The following is a 21,521-nucleotide window of genomic DNA, read 5'->3' as shown; positions in this document are numbered from 1 at the left end:
CTTTAATTTGTGCCGTAATAGTAATATAAGCTTTGCTCACGTTCACGGTCGTTCAGAACAACACCTAATAATTTACCTTTTGCTGCTTCTAGTAACCTTTTTGCTTTTAATGCTGCTTCTTTTTCCGTGTGCGCGCTGCGTACAACAAGCAGAGATGCGTCACATTGATTTGCCATAATTTGTGCATCTGATACTGGCAAAATCGGTGGTAAGTCAAAGATGACTAAATCATACATGCTGTAAGCTTGTCCGAGAAATCCTTTCATAGCCTTAGAACCAAGCAGCTCTGCTGGGTTTGGCGGAATCGGTCCGCACGGAAGAAAATATAGATTTTCAACATTCGTTGTTTGCACACATTTTTCAAATCTTTCACTATGTGTCAAAATGTTTGTTAAACCAAAAATATTATCGACTTGGAACATTTGGTGCAGAGCTGGTTTCCGTAAGTCTGTATCGACAAGTAGTACTCTCTTTCCTTGCTGGGCAAATACAACAGCGAGGTTCCCTATTATTGTTGTTTTTCCTTCGCTTGGGTTTGGAGATGTTACCATTAAAGAATGAATATTCGTATCTATCGCCGCAAATTCAATATTTGTGCGAATGTTACGAAATTGTTCTGCTACCGAAGACTTCGGCTGATTATATGCGATTAATTGACGACGTTGACGATGATTGTTATTTTTCCGGAATAAACCTTTAAGAGCCAATGGTATGTCCCCCTACTCTCTTTGCTGATGCTGCATGTTTTCTAGATCCTTTTTCTTCTTCATCCATCCGCGCTACAACCCCTAATACAGGTAAACCAAGTAACGCTTCGATATCTTCTTCTTTTTTCACTGTGTTGTCTAAGTATTCTAGTAAGAATGCAAGACCGATAGAAGCCATTAATCCAACAACAAATGCAATTGCAATATTTTGCGTCGGACGCGGTTTAATTGGTGATTGATGTTCTGCTACTTCCGCTTTCGAAAGAACGGTTACGTTATCTACGTTCATAATCTTCGCAACTTCACCTTTAAACACTTCTGCTGTTGTGTTTGCAATATCACGTGCTAACTTTGGATCATTATCTTTGACAGTTACCGAGATAACTTGAGAATCTTTCTCATTCACAACATCAATCTTCTGTGTTAAAGCTTGTGTTGTCATGTCTAAATTTAGTTTTTCTTTTACTTGATCTAAAACAACTGGGCTTTTAATAATTTCTTTATATGTATTTGCTAATTGAATATTGGTTTGAATTTCACCATTTTGAAATGTTGCTCCTTCTTGTTTCTTTTGATTCACAAGAATTTGCGTAGAAGTTTGATAGATTGGCGTTATAAAGAAAAAACTTACCACTGCACTAATAATAGCGGCGCCAAATGTAATTGAAAGGATCATTGCTAGGCGTTTTCGTAAAATGTGAAATAACTCTTTTAAACTAATTGTTTCCTCCATAACTTCCTCCAGCTTTCAGTTTTTTACATAAAAAACAAATTGCAACATGATAATATAACATTTTAATATAGGAATGTTAATTTTTTATGTCATTTCGATATAGAAATGTTAATTTTTTGTATCATCTTAATATAGATATGTAAATTTTTTATGTCATTGTAATAAGACCAACGCATATAATCTTACATAAAATTATTAAGTTTTACAACATTCGCCATGAAATTTCCACAAAATCGCTTTTCCATAAAGTGAAGCTTCAATCAGTGGGGGTTTTCTTCATCCCCCACTGATTGTTAGTTGAACCAATCGGGCTTTTACGGGCTGTTTATCTCCCACTTAAACTTCTTTGTATTCTCTTAAGTTTTGAGGTAGGAGTATTACAGCCCGTTAATGCGGGATAAAAAACTATTACTCGTGAAACATTGAATAGATAGAGAAAGCCTAGGATTTTTCTATCATAGGTTTTCTCTATTAATAGCATCCCTATTAGTCCGTTTGTCGCTTTTTGTCATTTAAAACAGCTCCTAGCAATTTACCAGAAGCGTTGTGTGATCACTGATTTCCAACAAAATAAACTTATATTTCTTCTTATATAAAGATATTGTTCTTTGTGATTAATAAGATATACAAATAATACATAAAATACATTTGTTTAACAATATGTTTATTCTATATTTTCAGTCTATTATGCGTGTTGTTAAGAAAGCGGATTAAGATGTTATGCGCAGCAGGTTTTATTACACAAACTATTCTTACTCAAAAATATACATATAGTGAAATTTCTTCATAAAAAAAGAACACTCTGCCCGAGTGTTCTTTTTAAAATTATTCCTTCTTATCTCCAAGCGCAAATGTAATTTCTGCTTCACAAGCAACTTCACCATTTACTGTTGCAACTGCTTTTCCTTTACCAATCGGACCGCGTACACGCGTCATTTCTACTTCTAAACGAAGCTGATCGCCCGGACGTACTTGTCTTTTGAAACGGCAGTTGTCAATACCTGCAAAGAAAGCAAGGCGGCCGCGGTTTTCTTCTTTCTTTAAAACAGCAATTGCTCCGACTTGTGCAAGTGCCTCAACGATTAATACTCCAGGCATTACCGCGTAGTCAGGGAAATGGCCGTTAAAGTATTCTTCATTTGCCGATACGTTTTTAATACCAACCGCACGTTTTCCTTCTTCTACTTCAAGAACTTGATCAACAAGTAGGAATGGATAACGATGCGGGATAATTTCTTTAATTTGCTCTATGTTCAACATATGTATATCGCTCCTTTTTTAGAAATTAGTCTTAGTACTTGGTTATATATTATTATCCCACTTTATTTATTATTTGTCATTATGAAAAAAACGAAGCAGTCTTTCCTGCTTCGTATCGCTTCAAAAAAATGCATACACTCTTTCTTTCCTACAAACTTTGGTATAACAGAAATAAATACAGTTGACACGGAGGTAGAAGAGAGTGCATGCCCAAGTTAGGGGAAGGCAATATGCGAGGAGGCATATTGCCTTATGTGTCGTATTCGGATTCATTATAGTATAACCATTTCTAATATGAAAAATGGCAAATTTGCTAAAATATATAAGTAAAGGTTTATTTTTCTCTGTTTTCCTTTATATTTCTACATTTTTCGCAAAAACTATATATTTTTAAAAATAAATATAAAAAAGAACATTAGGCAATATACCTAACGTTCTTTCTTACTTATAGTAAAGCGCGGCGTGGTAATTTGTCGATGTTCTCAAGCATGATACCTGTTCCAACTGCTACACAGTGCATTGGATTTTCCGCGATCAATACAGGTACTTTTAATTCTTCTGCAAGAAGCATGTCAATGCCGTGCAGTAGCGCTCCGCCGCCCGTTAAAATAACGCCGCGGTCGATAATATCAGCAGATAATTCAGGCGGTGTACGTTCTAATACACCTTTTGCAGCTTGTACAATAACAGCTGCGTTTTCTTTCAATGCCTCTGTGATTTCTTCAGAGCATACTGAAATTGTGCGAGGCAGACCTGTTACCATGTCACGGCCGCGAATTTCAAGTTCTTCACTGCGTGCACCTGGGAATACTGTACCTGCTTTAATTTTAATATCTTCTGCTGTACGTTCCCCGATTAATAGCTTATACTTACGTTTAATATAGTTTAAGATCTCCATATCAAACTTATCGCCCGCCATTTTAATGGAAGAGGAGGTAACGATATCGCCCATTGAAAGTACTGCAATATCCGTTGTACCTCCGCCAATATCTACAACCATATTTCCGCTTGGTTGGAAGATTTCCATACCAGCACCAACAGCAGCTACTTTTGGTTCTTCTTCTAAGTATACTTTCTTACCGCCAGATCTCTCAGCAGCTTCACGAATAGCTTTTTGTTCTACAGATGTGATGTTTGTTGGACAGCAAATTAAAATGCGAGGTTTTGATAAGAAGCCTTTTACGTCTAGTTTGTTGATGAAATGTTTTAACATCGCTTCTGTAATTTCGAAATCAGCAATTACACCATCTTTTAGCGGACGAATCGCTACAATGTTTCCAGGTGTACGCCCTACCATGCGTCTTGCTTCTTCACCTACCGCTAATACTTTTCCCGTATTGCGGTCAATCGCCACAACAGACGGTTCATTTAATACAATCCCTTTACCTTTTACATGAATCAATACGTTGGCCGTGCCAAGGTCAATTCCGATATCTCTCGCAAACATTCCTGTGTTTTCCTCCTCAATATATAAATCAGGCTTAACCCGAATACTTTACACCTAATTTCTAATTTTAGCATATTCTTTGTAGAAACGTAATATTGAAGAAATAGATTCTACCGAATTTTTTTACCTTTCATTAGGAATGTTTGCTGATTGTCAGATTATTGACGCACGATTTTTTCTGTATCCTCTTTTTGGTACTTTTGTTTCGTTGCTTCGCCGCCGCGGAGGTGACGAATTGACTTATGATAATCAAGAATTTCCTTCACTTCATTCGCGAGCTCTGGATTAATTTCTGGTAAGCGTTCTGTTAAATCTTTATGCACAGTACTTTTTGATACACCAAATTCCTTTGCAATCACACGAACTGTTTTTCTTGTCTCCACGATATACTTGCCAATCTTGATTGTTCTCTCTTTGATGTAATCGTGCACACCACTCGCCTCCCTAAATTGGATGTGAGAAGGGTGAAATGAGACTCGCTGCATATGACTAGGCTGTACGTTCGAATGCTGTTTGTAAGCGTTATACTTCCTGGGATTTATAATAAAATGATCCACGATTTCTCACCTCAAACACTCTCTTTGCTTTGGTTTATACCATTCTATTGCCCGCATTGTATTAATATGCTACAAGTTCTGTATTTTTGCGGACTAAATTAAGAAAATTTATGCTTTTTTGGTGAGAAATTGTAAAAAAAAAGTGTGTAAAGATAATTTTTAAATATTATCCCTACATACTCTTTTTTACAACCATTATTTAATTAATACTATATTATTTTTTCACAGCTTCATACTTACCAGAAACTATTTCAGAAAATGTATGCATATTCATTTGTGGTTTCATCACAAAACTATTAACTTCTAACGGTTTACTATTTGGCGTAGCATACCCAGCATTTGTAGTGAAAGCTAAATGAAAATCTAATTCCTTTAGTACCTTAATTGAATTCTCATTGTACGCTCCAAATGGATAACAGAAATATTTGGTATTTAAAATTTTATTACTTAATTCAATATCTTTCTTCACATCAGCAATAGGTTTCGTTACAAAATCAACTTTACCATTACTAAGTGTATTATGAAGATTATATGAATGACTTCCAAATTCAAAAGTATCCTTCATTTTCTCGATATCAGATTTACTAAGGAATTGTAATTGTTTAGGATCAAATTTTTCTTGATCATCTTTTAATTTAGATGTAATTGGGAAGGACGCAGCATGCATTTTATATTTTTTTAAAATCGGATATGCATACACATAATTTGATTTCCAACCATCGTCAAAGATAATTAAAACACTTTTCTTAGGTAATTTTTTCTCACCTTTTACAAATCCCTCAAACTCCTCTAACGTTAAAGTATTATATCCATTATCCGCCAAATATTTCATCTGTTTTTCAAATTGCTCTACTGATAAAATCGAATCCATATTTTTGAATTTAGGATTTTCATTTTTTTCTTGTTCCTTAAGTAAATGATGGTACATTAAAACGGGCACTTTCTCCGCTTGACTAACTTTGTCGTAAACCACAAATCCACTTACACCAATTAACCCAATTACCACCGCTATGATGAAAATAAATAGTTTCTTTGACCCCTTACCCTCTCTAGCTTTCACCAAAAAACTCCCCCTCAAACACAACAAAAGAACACAGTACTTTCTATACCATACTGCATCTCAACATTGCTTCTTTATGTAAAAAACACAATTAGTATTATACTTGTAAAAATTAGAAATTCCAATAGATGCCCTTTGATTTTTCTTCTTAGAGCGTGTCGCAAAACGTATCTTCATACAAAAAATTCGCATAAAAAAGCCCGCTTCCTTACACCCTATGATAGACTCGACCCAACCATAGAAAGGAAAACGGACTATCATTATGGTTTCCCATATTACAGATTCTCATTCATCTACACATGCACTACAAGCATTTTTTCATTATATTGATGGAATGCAGGTTTTGGAAGTTCCTAGCGGCAAAACGGGACGTCCTCCACCTTGTCGGAAATCGTTTCTCAAAAGTCTCTTTTTGAAAACGTGGTTTCGCTTGGATTTCTTGCGAAAACTTAGGACGTTTCTACAGGAATTTCCATACTTTTCTCATTTGTGCGGCTTCCATACACTTCCGCATCTCGCTACATTTGCCCGTGTTGCCGCATGGTTTCGGGAAGAAGGATACGAGTCAATCAGCTTGAAAACCTTACAACGAATGGGGCTTCGTCATACGCTGGTCGCCGTCATTGACAGTACTGCATTACGAAGCAGTTTGTATGATTCACAAGCCGTAAAGGGAAAATCTACGCCATTCTCATGGTATACAGGCTATAAACTTTACCTTTGTATGTCCAGGCGATGCTTCTTATGCATAATATTAGATTTTTATTATAGTTTTGCGACACACTCTTCTAAAAAAATTGCATTAACATTACAAAAAGAAAAACACTCCTTATTTAAGAGCGTCATTCTTCTTGATCTATTTTTTCTTCCCAAAGGCTTTGACGGGGGACTTCCCTTTTGCTTGTAATCAAATAATATAATGAAGATAAAACAAACAATAAAATAAGTGCAATCAACAAAACGAATAGCAATGACATAGTAAAGTAATCCCCTCCTTTTAGTAATATATATTCGAGAATTCTGTCCAATTTCCTTGCTATTACAGGTTTTTTTAGAAATATTAATTATTTTTATATAAAAATAAAACCATCAATCCTCGTATAGAGGGCTGATGGTTTCGTATATTACTCTGTTTGTTCAGCAGAAGAGCTATCATCTTGACCTGCTGAGCCATTTGTAGACTTCTCTTCTTTTTTCTTTTCATCAGCTGGGCTGTTTGTTGATTTTTCTTCTTTTTGCTTCTCATCATTTGTGCCACTTGTTGATTTCTCTTCTTTTTGCTTGTCGTCAGCTGGGCTGTTTGTTGATTTTTCTTCTTTTTGCTTATCGTCAGCTGGGCTGTTTGTTGATTTTTCTTCTTTTTGTTTCTCGTCAGTTGCGCCGTTTGTTGATTTTTCCTCTTTTTGCTTTTCTTGCTTTTCTTGCTTTTCAACTTTAATATCTGCAACAGACTTGTCGAAGTAAAGCTCTGGGTTTACTGCAACGTTATCTTTACGAACTTCGAAATGAACGTGATAGCCTGCTTCTTTGTTCATTTCACTTAGTCCTGCTTTTCCTAACATTTCACCTTGGTTGATTTTCGCACCTTTTTCCACTTTTGCACTGCCTAAGCTTTGATAAAACGTTGTAACGCCATTGCCGTTGTCAACTGTTACAACATAGCCAAGAAGTGGATCTTTTTCTGCTTTTGTAACCGTACCGCTTAATGCCGCTGTGACATCAAACTCTTTACCATTTTTTGCTGCGATATCAATTCCTGTATTCGCAGAGTATGTGTTGTTATAAAAGACAAGTGCTTGTTCTTGCTCCTCGGCTGCTGCTTTATCTTCGTAAAACTTCTTCTTTACAACAACGTCTGCTGCATTTGCAGTTGGCATCTTCACGACTTCTGAAAATTTTGTAACTGGCATTGTAGGAATTTCACTTACGCTTTGCGGTGTTGCTTCATTTTTCTCAGGCGTCTTTTTCGTATTCGCTGCCTGATACCATAATGCAACTGTTAAAATCACCGCTGCACACACAATGTATAGTGTCGGGAATACCCAACGCTTTTGGAATAAATGCACTACTTTTCGAGAAGACTTCTTGTTTTCCCTCTCTCTCATTCTATCATCACCTCAGCAATCATTTTGAACAAGATTCATTCATCCTATACAATCAACAACTAATTACTTTTCGACAAAATTTGTAAAAATATGCATAGGAATTACAAGATTTCCGAGGAAATGATAAAAAAAGAAAAAAACTGAGCGTTATGGCTCAGTTTTTTAGTCTAATTGTTTCTTTTTATAGACAAAGAAACAAATCACAATCAGAAATGCAGCCCAAATTGCATTATTGAAAATATGCTCTTGAATGGCAGAGAAACCTTTTCCCTGCATTACTTTTCCCATACCTTCTATAATATGGGTTGTTGGAAGAAAACCTACTGCTTTTTTTACAACTTCATTTTTCACAAACTCTTGCAGCATTGGTCCCAATGTAAACAATAAGAAAATTGGCATCCCTACAATAGATGTCTGTGCCATGTTTTGTGACAATAGCCCAACAATTGTACCTAATATAATACAAAGTAATGTGCCCACAAGGAGAATGACAATTAGCATTCCGATGTTCCCTTTTAAAGTTCCTAAAATCACTAAGCTAGCAAAACTTGCTGCAATGACAAAGAAGATCGTTAGCACACTTTTTCCTAAAATAACTTCTATCGGATTTGCCGGAGATAACATTAAGACACGTAATGTATGTTTTTCTTTTTCTTCAGCAATCATAATCGCTTGCACGAAACTTCCTACCATTGTGAGCGTCATCGCAACCGTAAAGCCAGCAAAAAATTCTTTCTGTGAATCAATATTGCTATAAAAGAAAGCGAGTAGAACTGGCAACAAAGCCATAATTAAAATTTGTGAATTTTTCCCTGCATCATACATTTCCTTCCGAACAATTGCCGAAAATCTCTTCATTGAAAACGTCATTATAATCCCCTCCCAGTTACCTCAATGAAAATATCACCTAACGTTGGCTCATAAGAATGAATCGATAGGAGTTCACCATTTTTCATCCACTCCGAAATTTGTTTCGCCCCGAGTTCATCTTTTTGTACCGTTTCTTTCCGTCTGTCTTTTAGCACAACTTCAATTTTATCTTTTGCATATCGAAGCCTTAAATTTCCCGGTGTGTCCAGCGCCACAATTTCTCCGCCGCATAAGAACGCGATGCGGTCGCAAAGTGTTTCTGCTTCATCCATATTGTGAGTCGTTAAGAAGATTGTCGTTCCTTCTTTATTTAAATCCCTTAAGATATTATGAATATTTTGTACATTGGCTGGATCAAGCGCTGATGTTGGTTCATCTAAGAACAGAATGTCCGGTTTATGCAGAATGGCTCTCGCTAACGTCACACGCTGCTTCATTCCTTTTGAGAGCTTTTTCACCTGTGTTGTTTTATCGTCTAATAAGTTCACTTGTGCTAACACTTCATCAATTCGTTCTTTTTTACAATCGTATAAGTCGCAAAATAATAGCAAATTATCATAAATACTAAGTCTTTCATATAAACCGCTATTATCTGTTAAAATACCAATTCGTTTATAATCAATGCTGCCTGGTCCTGTAATATCTTGACTTAGTACTCTCACCTTTCCTACACTATGAAGCAACTGCGCAGTTAAAATTTTTACAGTTGTTGTTTTCCCCGACCCGCTCGGTCCGAGAAACCCGAAGATTTCTCCTTCCTTCACTTCAATATTTACATTGCGAAGCGCTGTTTTACTATCGAAGGTTTTCATTACATCTTTCATTTCAATTGCCAACGTCATTTCGTCATCCCCTTTGCTCTGCGTCAGGAGCCCTATGTCCTCCATTCTAAGCGAGCTGCTTCCGCTTTTCGTTTTCTTATTGACTTCATCATATGAAAAATAAAAGGAATGCGCAGTAAAATACCGGTAAAAGGAGTATTTTTACCGGTGAATGGAGCATAGTTTCAGTCCGCCGAAACAGCATACGGATGATTGGAGCAAATATAGGGTTGAACGACACATAACATTTACAATCCGATTACACCCTTCAATTCATCCATTCTTCCTTTTGAAAGCGGAATAGAGGTTTTTCGTTCATCATCAAGGATTAAACTGTAACTGTTTCGTGTCCACGTAATAACTTCGCGTACACGTTGTAAGTTTACGAGGTAAGAGCGGTGACAACGGAAGAATCCGAATCCTTTTAGGCGTTCTTCTAATTCACTTAATGTAAGCACGCAAATAAAATCACCATCACGCACATGAATATGCGTTGTGCCATTTTGCGTTTCAATAAATTGAATTTCCATCGGGTCCAGTAAAATGATTTTATCGTTTACCTTAGCGGGGATGCGCTCTAGTTTCATTTGCGGAATCATTTCGATAACCTTTTCCTCTTCTGCTTCTATCCTTCCTTCTTGCTCAATTTCAACTTTTTTCACACCATCTTGGTGCAGCACGTACACATCTTCCGTTAAAGATAAGGCATCTGAAAGAAATGCAGAAGTTATAAAAATGGCTTTCCCTTGCTCTCTTACCTTTGTAATAACATTCCGAATAATAATTGTACTTTCAATATCTACGTTTTGTTCCGGCTCTTCCAAAATAACAAGCTCCGGATTATGCAGAATACTCCTGCCAATATGAAGACGACGTTTTTCAGAAAAGGTTAACTCCCTTATCTTTACTTCTTTCTTATCCAAAAGGCCAATAAGCTGAACGACTTCATCTACTGATAATCCATTACCATATAACCCTCGCAAGAAAATAAAGTAATCTTTTACCGTTAATCGTTCGTATGCTTCATCTGCTAAAAAACAAAAACCAATCCGCGAAAAAGAATGTTTCCCAAGCGGCTGCCCATCAAATAACACAGTCCCAGTCGATGCCTCTTCCACTCCCATGATAATCCGGTGCAATGTTTTGCCGATATGATTATTGCATTGCAATACAACACACTGCCCTTTTTCAATTTCTAACTGAATAGATGGCAACACATTTGTCTTTGCTAATTGGTTTAGCTCTAATAACGCCATCCTCTCACCCCTATGTTGGTTTTTTATTCCATTATATCAAATGTTATATAGGAATTTATTTCATAATTATACAATCTATTCCTACGATAAAAATAGGCTATCCCCTATAGGGATAGCCCTCTCTATTATTTCTACTTCACCATATAACTCTTCAACTGATCACGAAGTGCTCGCTTCAAAAACTTCCCGACGGATGTTTTTGGAATTTCCTCCACAAATAAAATATCATCTGGCATCCACCATTTTGGAAATTGATTTTCTAATAGCTCGTATAGCTCTTCTTGGCTGACCACTTCTCCTTCTTTTAAAACGACACAGGCAACCGGACGCTCTTGCCATTTTTCATGCGGAACAGCAACGACAGATGCCTCTAATACTTTTTCATGTGTCATTAAAGCGTTTTCTAAATCAACAGAAGAAATCCATTCCCCGCCGCTTTTAATTAAATCTTTTGTGCGATCGGCAATTTTAACAAAACCTTCTGGGTCTACTGTTACGATATCGCCTGTGTGCAACCAGCCATCTTTCATCGATTCTTCAGTGCGTTCATCATTATAATAACTGCCGGCAATCCATGGTCCGCGGAGGCAAAGTTCTCCCATTTTTTCACCGTCCCATTTTACTTCACCATCTTGACCGATGACTTTCATTTCAAGACCTGGGAGTAAACAACCTTGGCGGGAGCGTAACTCATAATACTCTTCTTTCGGTAAATCGTGTTGATACGACTTCGGACGGTTTATCAAAACTGCTGGACTCGTTTCTGTCATTCCGTAGATTTGTCTGAAAGAAATATTATATTTTTCTTCATATGTGCGAATCATACCTTTTGGCGCTGCCGATCCGCCTGACCATATGCTGCGAACACTACTAATATCATATGGATATTTTTCAATCTCTTGTAATAAACCAATCCAAATTGTCGGCACGCCAGCAGTAATCGTTACTTTCTCCCGTTCAATTAACTGCGCTAAAATTTTCGGAGTAAAGTGCGGGCCTGGTAAGACAAGCTTTGTACCGAACCATGTACCTGCAAACGGAAGTCCCCACGCATTCACATGAAACATTGGAACGACCGGCATACATGTATCTCCTTCTGATATACTACCGCCGTCCACAAGTCCAAGCGTGTAACTGTGAAGTGCAATACTACGATGCGTATACACGACACCTTTTGGTTTTCCTGTCGTTGCGGAAGTATAGCACATGCCCGCAGGTGCTTTCTCATCTAGATCTGTTACAAATGGAAATGTTTCATCGCCTTCTTCGAGTAGTTTATCATAGTGATATGCTGGTGATAGTGTTGTATGAGGTAGTGTGTTGTCATCTGTCATAATGATAAATGCTTTTACATGAGGAATTTCGTGTTGAATGCTTTCTAATACCGGAACCATATCTTCATCCACAAGAATGATTTTGTCTTCGGCATGGTTAATAATGTAGGAAATATGGTCTTCTGAAAGTCGTAAGTTAATCGTATGTAATACAGCTCCGATTCCTGGAATCGCAAAGTATGCTTCTAAATGACGGTGATGATTCCAAGCGATTGTTCCCACTTTATCTCCCGTCTCAACCCCCATTTTACTTAATACACTCGCAAGTCGTCTTGTCCGCTTCGCAATCTCTCCGTATGTTAATGTTTGAATACGTGATGCAGTACGCGAAACAACTTCCTTTTTTGAAAAGTACTTCTCTGCCCGTTCCAGCATTGATGGAATGAGAAGTGGTACATCCATCATCATCTTACATTCCCCCTGTTATCATTGTATATCTAAAGGTACAACTGTATTATAACATGACATCACCTGGCAAAAACTAGCAACATTTCTTTCCTTTTCTACAAAAGCTGACACAGAACTTATACATCAGGGGCCGCTGTTTATCGGCGCTTCGACACAATCAGACACCCTCGACTCACCCATATAAAAAAGCATAGCGCCAATGCGCTATGCTTTCACTTCTCCGCCGTCAATTTTCCCTCATACTGATTCAGTGCTGAAATTGCCACGCCTTTATAATAATGTGCGACAATATCTGTATACGCCTTACCTTCCCTCGCCATTCCATTAGCGCCGTATTGGCTCATCCCAACGCCGTGACCAAAACCTTTCGTTGTCACAACAATTTGATCGCCTTGCTGCTTCCACGTAAAATCAGACGAGCGTAAACCTAACTTGTCCCGTACGTCTTTTCCCGTTAATTTTTTCCCTTGAAATTCAACTTCCTTCACGCGCTTTCCTTCTGTTCGTTCTTTAATGTTGCCAACATTACCGTTTGCTAACACTTTCACGCCAAGACGCTTTTGAAAATCAGCAACAGTAAAGGTTTGTTCGCTCGTAAATTTTGGTGACTGCTGATCCCACGGACTATTTACACTTTTTAAGTACGGATAGTCGCTGCCCCAATAATCTGCGGCATTTTCTGTATAGCCATTACTTGTCGAGAAAAACGATGCTGTAATTGGACTTCCCTCGTACGTTAAAACTTGCCCGGCTGTTTTCGATACAGCTTCTTCAATACGATTCATTCTGCCTTCATACTCTTTTCCCCACTGTCTTTTTAGCTCTTCTTTACTTTTGTACACTTGATTTTCCACTGTATCTGTTACGTCTGCTTTATTCTGAAGCTTTTGCCCGCTTAACATGCGCTTCACAACGAATGTACGCGCTGTTAATGCCTGTGCTTTTAATGCTTCCATTTCAAAATTTGCTGGCATCTCTGCAGCGACAACCCCAGCAACATAATCTTCAATTGAAACAGTTTCGATCTTCTTTTGTTCGCTGCGATACACAGATACTTGCACATTGGTTTTCGTAGGAGAAGGAGCTGGCGCATTTTGCGCTGCTGGAGGAGCAGAAGGCGTATGATGCTTTTCCTCTTTCGCTTTTGTAAACGGAAAAACAAGCATGCTTGGTACGATAATCACTAACGCTACTAATAGCGTTACGATGACCATAATTGGCTTCGTAGTTTTCATTGCTTTCCTCCATATGAAATTAGACTCATTTCATTCTTATGGAGTAAGACAAGCATTTAGAACAAGTTCTTTTCTTCTTTCTAACAGGACACAAAATTAAATTTTTAGAATATTTTTAATGAAACAGGCATAAAGATTATGTTTCCTGACTATAACAATAATAGTACATAAAAAAATAGCTTCCATGCCAAAGCATAGAAGCTATCTCTATTAAGCGTGAAGATCAGATACTTGTTGTTCTGCTACTTCTTCCACTCTTTCAGTTACACGTTCAATATCTGCACCTAATGCAGCTAACTTGCCGTGGAAGTTTACATATCCGCGGTCAAGATGTTTTAATTCTGTTACGCGCGTATGACCTTCAGATACTAAACCAGCTAAGATTAATGCCGCTGCAGCACGTAAATCTGTTGCCGCTACTTCAGCACCTTGCAGGTTACCTGGTCCGTTCATAATTACAGAACGGCCTTCGATTTTAATATCTGCATTCATACGGCGGAATTCTTCCACATGCATGAAACGGTTCTCGAATACTGTTTCTGTAATCATGCTTGTGCCGTTTGCTTTTAATAATAATGCCATCATTTGTGACTGCATATCTGTCGGGAATCCTGGGTGTGGCATCGTTTTAATATCAGCCGCTTTTAACTCCTCTGGGCCAATAACGCGTACACCTTCGTTTTCCTCAATAATTGTAACGCCCATTTCTTCCATCTTCGCTGTAATAGAACGCAAGTGTTCTGGTACAGCATTTTCAATTAACACGTTTCCGCCTGTAATTGCTGCTGCAACCATAAATGTCCCTGCTTCAACACGGTCAGGAATAATTGAATGGTTTGCACCATATAATTTATCGACACCTTCAATACGAATTGTGCCAGTTCCAGCACCGCGTACTTTTGCGCCCATTGCGTTTAAGAAGTTCGCTAAGTCTACGATTTCTGGCTCTTTTGCTGCGTTTTCAAGCACTGTTGTCCCCTCTGCTAATACAGCAGCAGACATAATGTTTTCTGTTGCCCCTACGCTCGGGAAATCTAAGTAAATTTTTGCACCTGTTAGTTTACCGTCTACATACGCTTCAACAAATCCGTTACCAACTTTTACTTTTGCTCCCATTGCTTCAAAGCCTTTTAAATGTTGGTCAATTGGACGTGAACCGATTGCACAACCACCAGGAAGCGCAATGCGTGCACGACCATTGCGTGCTAAAAGCGGTCCCATTACAAGAACGGACGCGCGCATTTTACGTACATATTCAAATGGTGCCTCGATTTTTAGTTCTTTTGATGCATCGATTGTTACCTCATTGTTTGCAAAAGAAACCTCTGCATTCAAATGACGTAATACTTCATTAATTGTGTATACATCTGATAGTTCTGGTACTTCAGATAGTACATTCTTTCCATCACTCGCTAATAGGGCTGCAGCGATTATAGGTAATACAGCGTTTTTTGCGCCCTCTACGCGCACTGTGCCGTTCAACCGCTTTCCGCCACGGACGATGATCTTTTCCAAGTTATTCCCCTCCGTGTCCTTTTTTCACATATATTCAATACTCAGAAGTTATGATCGGTGTGCCAACCACAATTGAATTCTTGTTGTTTGTAGAACGTATTGCTATTTGCACATTGATTTTCTCTTTATTTGTTGAAAGAGCGTCATTCCATTTTTTATTATATGCGGAGACTGACACAAATGCTCTTTCTTCTACTCTTTCAATCGCTTTTGCTGAAAGATCTTTCAAAACTTCATTGGCTTTATCTTGCAAAACACCTTCAATCTTATCACTGAGCGTACCTTGAACACAAGTATAAATTTTTGGTTTTGTACTAAAAACTTTATTCATTTTATCCGTATATTTAGAATCCCATTTTGCTCCGCTCACTTCATATATAATGAAAGTGTTTTCTTTAGTATTTTCCATTGTCCATGTAACTACTAGCCTTTCTTCATAAGAAGAAAAACTTTTTTGTGCTGTTGCTTTATAACCGTCCCTAGACTTCTCAATTTCCCATTTTTCTACATTTGCACGTTGCTTAATTTGACCAAGTAACTTTTCAAACGTATGTATATTTGAAATTGTCTTTGTTTCCCGCGCTAACCAAGACCAATGCTGAACATCTGCACCATGTTTCTCTAAAGCAGCAATCATACTTTCCATTTTTTCCTGATCGCTCACAGGTTTCATTTCTCTATATCCGACTAAAAATATAACAGCACTGACAACAATCAATAGCATGGCTTGCATCTTTTTCACGTTCATCCCCTCCTAGTCCCCATTGTTGACTGAGAAGGATGGTTCTATACGTTATACTTTTTTACTTTACAAGGTATGTTAAGCTCTTTGAATACCCTAAGTAATCAAGGAAAAAGTTACTTACCGATGCACCGATGGCAATCGTTACAAGAATCATGAACACTCTCGTTTGCAATACTTTCCCTGGTTTCATCAGGCGTTCTACATGAAGGCCCTGAAGCGTCCACCACGTAATGGTAATAAACAGTAAATGCGACACAATCGCAATGAGTGCTTGTTGCCCTAAAATTTGTGCCATAAAAAATCGACCCCTTTATCCCGCTCTAACAGGCAGTAACTTTCGTATATCTTGGTGCACAACTGCCCGTATGAGCTCGATTAGTTCAACTAACCTTTTCGAAAAAATCGTTCCCAAAACGTAGTTTCACTTTATCTTACTCTAATAGACAACTGCCCGCATGAGCCCGATTGGTTCAACCCATTTACTACTTTTGTAGTAAACAAAAAATAACCAAAATAAAAAGTGTAGAGTACATGCTCTACACTTTCAATTTTTACTATTGTACCACGTTCCCGACAAAGAAGAAATCCTTCATAAGCGGAAAATAATCATAAAAGAAATTGTAACCGATTGCCGGTAATATACCGAGCACAACTGTTGCAATCGCGCAAAGGCTCACAACTATTTTCAAGTTAACCGGAAGAACGATACGTTCTTCACTTTCTGCACGGCGGAAAAATATTTGCTGCAAAATGCGGAAATAATAGACGAATGAAATGACCGTTGTTCCCATCATGATTGATGCTAGTACGTAATGAGCTGGCTGGACGATAAAGGCTCCTAAAAAGATGTTAATCTTTCCGATAAATCCTGCTGTCCCCGGGATACCAGCAAGTGACAACATAAAAATTGTCATCATGACCGCTGCAAATGGTGATCGTTTATATAAACCTGCAAAAGCAGATATATTTTCTTGTCCCGTTTGTAAGATTATGCCGTGGATAATCGCAAATGCTCCGATATTCATCAGTACGTAAGCAAGCATGTAAAACCACATACTATCCATCAGAAATGGTGACAACGCTACGAGCGGTACAAGTAAATAACCAGCATGCGCCACTCCTGAATACGCAAGCATTCGTTTTATATTGTACTGCTTTAAGGCAACGCTATTTCCAACAATCATTGTTACACCAGCAAGAACTGCAATATAGATGCTCATATTTCTTAATAGTGATGTTGTTTCATTTTGAACAGGAACTAATGCGAAGATGACTAAGAAAATACGAATAATCATCACAAATCCAGCAATTTTCGATACTGTTCCTAACAATGCTGTAACAGGCGTCGCTGCTCCTTCGTATACGTCAGGTGCCCACATATGAAATGGGACAGTCGCAATTTTAAAAGACAAACCGACAAAGAGCAGGATAAACGCAAGTGCCAATAAAAGTTCTATATCACCGCTCACTCCTTGTATAAACAAGCCCTGCATATCCAAAATATTCGTTGTACCCGTCAGTCCGTACAAATAACTCATTCCAAACAGTGTGATTGCTGTAGAAATACCGCCATTAATTACGTACTTCATTGCCGCCTCATTCGAAGCTTTATTGTTCTTACGAATGCCGACTAAAATGTACGAAGACAATGATAATAATTCAAGACCGATGAATAATGTAATAAAATCACTGCTAGACGCCATAACCATCGCACCAAGAAGCGCCGTTAAAAATAAGTAATAATATTCTCCTCGATCTTCAATTGGCTGCTTGGCATCGTCGCTCATCGCAATGAATAATACAAGAATACCGCCCAGCAATAAGAGCGTTTTAAATGCTTTGGAAAATCCGTCTAATATAAATGATCCATCTAAAATCTCTCCAGCCGGTGCACCGTACAATGTAACGAGCGCAACAAGTGCAAGTATGACCGTTCCAATTGCCCCGTACGCTAAATTCCGGCGATGAAACGTTTGTTTTGCGAACAGATCAAGAAGAGATAGAAGAATAGCGCCGCCAATAAGGATGAACTCCGGCGTCATTAAATACCACGATAAGCCTAGTAATGTTTTCATATCCATCTTCTATCTCCCCCCTAAAGATTGTAGTGTGTCACGAAGCGGTTCACCAAGTACATCTGGCACGATACCGATAATTAGAATACACGCCAGCAAAATCACAACGGGGATGTATTCCAATCCGCGCATATCGCTTTTTGCTTCGCATTCCCTTTGTCCAAACGTAACTTGCATAACTGCCCGGAGTACATACACCGCTGTTAAAATAATACCGATTGCTCCGACCGCCGCTAAGATTGGGTGCGCTTGAAACAAGCCAAGAAACGCTAGAAATTCACTCACAAAACCAGACATTCCAGGAAGACCGAGCGAAGCCATGCTTCCAGCTAATAAGAAACCACTGAGGATTGGTACTTGCTTCGCTAAGCCGCCAAGCTTTGTAATGTCAGAAGTGCCAAAGCGCTGCTCGATGACGCCAAGAAGGAAAAATAACAGCGCCGCGATTAAACCGTGGGAAACAACTTGGAACAATGCGCCCTTCATCCCTGCCTCGTTCAGCGCAGCTAAACCGATTAGCACAATTCCCATATGCGAAATACTTGAATATGCGAGCACTTTTCGAAAATCTGTTTGAACAAACGCTAACAATGCACCGTACAGTAAGTTGATAACCCCTAAAATCCCTAAGATAAACGCAAACTTTTCAAATTGCGCTGGGAAGAGCCCTATTCCAAAACGGACAATCCCGTACGCCCCAATCTTTAAGAGAACACCCGCGTGCAGCATAACAATTGCCGGGTGCGCTTGCACGTGAACGTTTACCATCCAGCGGTGAAGCGGAAAGACCGGAAGCTTAATCATAAACGCAACCATAATCGCTAAAAATAAACCAAGCTGCAACGAATCAGACAATTCACCGACTGTTGTCATTTCTTTTCCTGCTAAAACGGCTTGCAGCTCCGCTATATTCGTTGTACCCGCTCTCGCAAATAAAATCGAAAAGGCAATAAGTAAAATCGCAGAACCAATGCCGTTATAAATCAAATAGCTGTATGCTGCTTTTTCACTGCTAAATTTCCCCCATTTGCCAACGAGTAAAAACATAGCTGGCAATGTAATTTCAAAGAAAACGAAGAACAGCAGCAAGTTTTCAGCAGCGAAGACACCAAGCATTCCGATTTCAAGCATAAGCAGTAACATATAGAAACCTTTTACATGCTTTGTAACGGAAAACGCCGTAATAGCTGCTAATGTTGCTAACAATGCTGTCAGAAGCATCATAACGAGCGAGAAACCATCAATGCCAAGCTCATAATAAATCGTAAACAATTCTTTCTCCATACCTGGAAAGCGGCCAAATTGAATCCACTTTACCTTCTCAGCAAAGATCGCTAAGCTTGTTCCCGATGCATATGTAATCGCAATAAAGAGTGCGGACCCGAGGGGAAGGAATGTGCTAAGCAGACCAACAATCCGCGCCGCTCTCTCCTCTTTCCGCGGTATAAATGCCAACAGTATGATACCTAACAGCGGGGAGAAAATGAAGAAAGATAATAGAAAGGAACTCATTGTCCATGCCCCCCTGTCAATAGCAGAATCATTACTAATGCAGCTAAACAAATAGCTGTAACTGTGCCGTACATTTGTACTTGCCCGTTTTGCAATTTCGATAAGGCCGCGCTCACACCTCTTACAATGCCAGCAACTAGCTTCGCCATTCCTTCGACAACATACGTTTCAAAAAAGTGCAACACATATGCAGTTCCTTTCACGAGCGGAAGCACTGTTACGCTATACAATTCATCAATATAATATTTCTCCTTCAGCAAGCTGTACATTGCGGTCCTCTCGCCGCCAATCCAATCACGGGAAATTGTGCGTTTTCCATATATCAAATACGCTAAGAAAATCCCTGCTAATGAAACGAGCGTTGCCACAATCATGATCCAGGCCGGGCCATGGACTTGCTTCACCTGAAACGCTACGTCTTTTGTAAGCCAATCGCCAAGAAATGTTCCGAACCAAGGCGTATTCACATACCCTGCTACAACCGCCAAGATGCCAAGAACCATCATTGGTACTGTCATCACGCCCGGAGATTCATGCACATTCTTCTGTTCCCCGCGCGCTTCTCCCGTAAAGACAAGGAAGTAAAGGCGGAACATATAGAAGGCCGTGAAGAAAGCTGCAATCACCGCAAGGACGAATAAACCGTAATTGCCGCGCTCCCACGTCGCCGCCAAAATTTCATCCTTACTAAAGAATCCGGAAAATAGCGGAACACCGCTAATTGCAAGCGTACCAATTAAAAACAACGAGCCGGTTATTTTCATCTTCTTAAACAAGCCGCCCATTTCTTCGATGTTTTGCGTATGTACGGCATGAATGACGCTTCCGGCTGCTAAGAATAACAATGCCTTAAAGAACGCGTGCGTCGTTAAATGAAAAACACCAGCCACGTACCCTGCCGAACCTAGTGCAAGCATCATATAACCAAGCTGACTTACTGTGGAGTACGCTAACACACGCTTAATGTCTGTTTGCACTAAACCAATGGATGCCGCAAAGATTGCCGTAACGCCGCCAACGATGGCAACAGTTTGCATCGCCGCTTCGCTCGCTGAGAAAAGCGGGAACATGGTAGCAACTAAATATACCCCAGCTGCAACCATTGTCGCTGCGTGGATAAGCGCTGATACTGGCGTCGGGCCCTCCATCGCATCCGGAAGCCACGTGTGCAGCGGAAACTGACCGGACTTCCCCATTGCGCCGACAAAGATTAAAATCGCCGTTAGTGTAATCATCGTCCCTGAAATCTCTCCAGCTTGTACCGCCTGGAAGATTGCATCATAGTCAAAGCTGCCAACTTGCCAGAATAATAGAATCATCCCGATAAATAAGCCGACATCTCCAATACGCGTCATAATAAACGCCTTTTTTGCAGCTGCCTTTGCTTCTTCTTTAAAGAAATAGAAACCAATTAGCAAGAAGGAACCGAGTCCGACTAACTCCCAGAATATATAAAGCTGCAATAAGTTAGTTGAAATCACAAGCCCAAGCATCGCAAACGTAAATAGCCCTAAGTATGCATAAAAAATATGGAACCTTTCATCGCCGTGCATATACCCTTTCGAATACATATGAACGAGCAAGCTCACAAGTGTGACAATAAAGAGCATCAATGCGTTTAACGCATTTACTTCAAAGCCGAAGGAAATATTCACATCTCCGATTTGCAGCCATGTCCATTGCTGTTTTACCGTTTCTGCCGATAGCCGTTCTATTAATACAAGTACCGCACCCGCAAATGAAAGAAAAGCGAGAAAGGTGCCAAGCCAACTACTTCCTTCTTTCAGCTTCTTACCAAACATCAAGAGTACAACGAAAGATACAAGCGGGAAAAGCGGTATTAGCCATGCATAGTCCATCATTAGTTTCTCCCCCCTTTTC

At 39.1% G+C, this 21,521-nt stretch carries 20 protein-coding genes; 1 reads left to right on the top strand and 19 read right to left on the bottom strand.

Features of this window, described 5'->3' with window-relative positions; genetic code table 11:
- Positions 1-2: 2 nt before the first annotated feature.
- The 6 genes from ACTDJC_RS06000 to ACTDJC_RS05975 form a co-directional block, all read right to left on the bottom strand.
- Positions 3-707, bottom strand: coding sequence for a CpsD/CapB family tyrosine-protein kinase (locus tag ACTDJC_RS06000; RefSeq protein WP_440602864.1), 705 nt, complete (start codon positions 705-707; stop codon positions 3-5).
- The gene (locus tag ACTDJC_RS05995) at positions 697-1,440 is read right to left on the bottom strand and encodes a YveK family protein (protein WP_440602863.1); all 744 of its coding nucleotides are present in this window, start codon (positions 1,438-1,440) and stop codon (positions 697-699) included. The genes ACTDJC_RS06000 and ACTDJC_RS05995 overlap by 11 nt, the downstream gene beginning before the upstream one ends.
- Positions 1,441-2,265: 825 nt before the next feature.
- Positions 2,266-2,700 carry a 3-hydroxyacyl-ACP dehydratase FabZ gene (gene fabZ, locus ACTDJC_RS05990; protein WP_035430592.1) on the bottom strand — a complete coding sequence of 145 codons (435 nt, stop codon included), beginning with the start codon at positions 2,698-2,700 and terminating at the stop codon, positions 2,266-2,268.
- 445 nt (positions 2,701-3,145) lie between these two features.
- A complete protein-coding gene (locus ACTDJC_RS05985) occupies positions 3,146-4,147 on the bottom strand; it encodes a rod shape-determining protein (protein WP_440602862.1) in 1,002 nt (333 codons plus the stop codon).
- 158 nt (positions 4,148-4,305) lie between these two features.
- Positions 4,306-4,578 (bottom strand): sporulation transcriptional regulator SpoIIID, encoded by a 273-nt coding sequence (spoIIID, locus tag ACTDJC_RS05980; RefSeq protein WP_020061467.1) that lies wholly within the window; start codon positions 4,576-4,578, stop codon positions 4,306-4,308.
- A 340-nt stretch (positions 4,579-4,918) separates the two neighbouring features.
- The gene (locus tag ACTDJC_RS05975) at positions 4,919-5,764 is read right to left on the bottom strand and encodes a polysaccharide deacetylase family protein (protein ID WP_440602861.1); all 846 of its coding nucleotides are present in this window, start codon (positions 5,762-5,764) and stop codon (positions 4,919-4,921) included.
- Positions 5,765-6,026: 262 nt separating this feature from the next.
- Here ACTDJC_RS05975 and ACTDJC_RS05970 point away from each other — a divergent pair, with 262 nt between their 5' ends.
- Entirely contained in the window at positions 6,027-6,671 is a 645-nt protein-coding gene (locus ACTDJC_RS05970) for a transposase (RefSeq protein ID WP_440602860.1), read from the top strand.
- On the opposite strand, the gene ACTDJC_RS05965 is transcribed toward ACTDJC_RS05970, so the two are convergent.
- From ACTDJC_RS05965 to nuoL, 13 genes are all read right to left on the bottom strand, one after another.
- Entirely contained in the window at positions 6,607-6,741 is a 135-nt protein-coding gene (locus ACTDJC_RS05965) for an ABC transporter ATP-binding protein (protein ID WP_098310419.1), read from the bottom strand. The genes ACTDJC_RS05970 and ACTDJC_RS05965 overlap by 65 nt on opposite strands.
- A 147-nt stretch (positions 6,742-6,888) precedes the next feature.
- Complete coding sequence (locus ACTDJC_RS05960; RefSeq protein WP_440602859.1) at positions 6,889-7,869, bottom strand: peptidoglycan DD-metalloendopeptidase family protein; 981 nt, start codon at positions 7,867-7,869, stop codon at positions 6,889-6,891.
- Positions 7,870-8,031: 162 nt separating this feature from the next.
- Entirely contained in the window at positions 8,032-8,739 is a 708-nt protein-coding gene (locus tag ACTDJC_RS05955; protein WP_440602858.1) for an ABC transporter permease, read from the bottom strand.
- Positions 8,739-9,581, bottom strand: a complete 843-nt coding sequence (locus ACTDJC_RS05950; protein WP_440602857.1) for an ATP-binding cassette domain-containing protein — start codon at positions 9,579-9,581, stop codon at positions 8,739-8,741. The genes ACTDJC_RS05955 and ACTDJC_RS05950 overlap by 1 nt, the downstream gene beginning before the upstream one ends.
- A gap of 227 nt (positions 9,582-9,808) precedes the next feature.
- Positions 9,809-10,816, bottom strand: a complete 1,008-nt coding sequence (locus ACTDJC_RS05945) for a LytTR family transcriptional regulator DNA-binding domain-containing protein (RefSeq protein WP_429720501.1) — start codon at positions 10,814-10,816, stop codon at positions 9,809-9,811.
- Between the two features lie 131 nt (positions 10,817-10,947).
- Positions 10,948-12,558: a long-chain fatty acid--CoA ligase gene (locus ACTDJC_RS05940; protein WP_440602856.1), complete on the bottom strand. Its 1,611-nt coding sequence runs from the start codon at positions 12,556-12,558 to the stop codon at positions 10,948-10,950.
- Between the two features lie 212 nt (positions 12,559-12,770).
- Positions 12,771-13,793 carry a stage II sporulation protein D gene (spoIID, locus tag ACTDJC_RS05935; protein WP_440602855.1) on the bottom strand — a complete coding sequence of 341 codons (1,023 nt, stop codon included), beginning with the start codon at positions 13,791-13,793 and terminating at the stop codon, positions 12,771-12,773.
- Positions 13,794-14,003: 210 nt separating this feature from the next.
- Complete coding sequence (murA, locus tag ACTDJC_RS05930; RefSeq protein WP_440602854.1) at positions 14,004-15,308, bottom strand: UDP-N-acetylglucosamine 1-carboxyvinyltransferase; 1,305 nt, start codon at positions 15,306-15,308, stop codon at positions 14,004-14,006.
- A gap of 34 nt (positions 15,309-15,342) precedes the next feature.
- Complete coding sequence (locus tag ACTDJC_RS05925) at positions 15,343-16,041, bottom strand: YwmB family TATA-box binding protein (RefSeq protein WP_440603054.1); 699 nt, start codon at positions 16,039-16,041, stop codon at positions 15,343-15,345.
- Between the two features lie 70 nt (positions 16,042-16,111).
- Positions 16,112-16,348 (bottom strand): DUF1146 family protein, encoded by a 237-nt coding sequence (locus ACTDJC_RS05920; RefSeq protein WP_098307162.1) that lies wholly within the window; start codon positions 16,346-16,348, stop codon positions 16,112-16,114.
- A gap of 259 nt (positions 16,349-16,607) precedes the next feature.
- On the bottom strand, positions 16,608-18,128 hold the full coding sequence (nuoN, locus tag ACTDJC_RS05915) for an NADH-quinone oxidoreductase subunit NuoN (RefSeq protein WP_440603053.1): 1,521 nt from the start codon (positions 18,126-18,128) through the stop codon (positions 16,608-16,610).
- Positions 18,129-18,137: 9 nt separating this feature from the next.
- Positions 18,138-19,640: an NADH-quinone oxidoreductase subunit M gene (locus ACTDJC_RS05910; protein ID WP_440602853.1), complete on the bottom strand. Its 1,503-nt coding sequence runs from the start codon at positions 19,638-19,640 to the stop codon at positions 18,138-18,140.
- A complete protein-coding gene (gene nuoL, locus ACTDJC_RS05905; RefSeq protein WP_440602852.1) occupies positions 19,637-21,502 on the bottom strand; it encodes an NADH-quinone oxidoreductase subunit L in 1,866 nt (621 codons plus the stop codon). Before nuoL ends, ACTDJC_RS05910 begins: the two co-directional genes overlap by 4 nt.
- Positions 21,503-21,521: the final 19 nt, after the last annotated feature.

This window comes from Bacillus sp. GB_SG_008, assembly GCF_052038115.1.
Taxonomy (GTDB): Bacteria; Bacillota; Bacilli; order Bacillales; family Bacillaceae_G; genus Bacillus_A; species Bacillus_A rhizoplanae.
The sequence above is the reverse complement of the archived record's forward strand: the minus strand, read 5'-3'. Positions and strand labels throughout refer to the sequence as shown.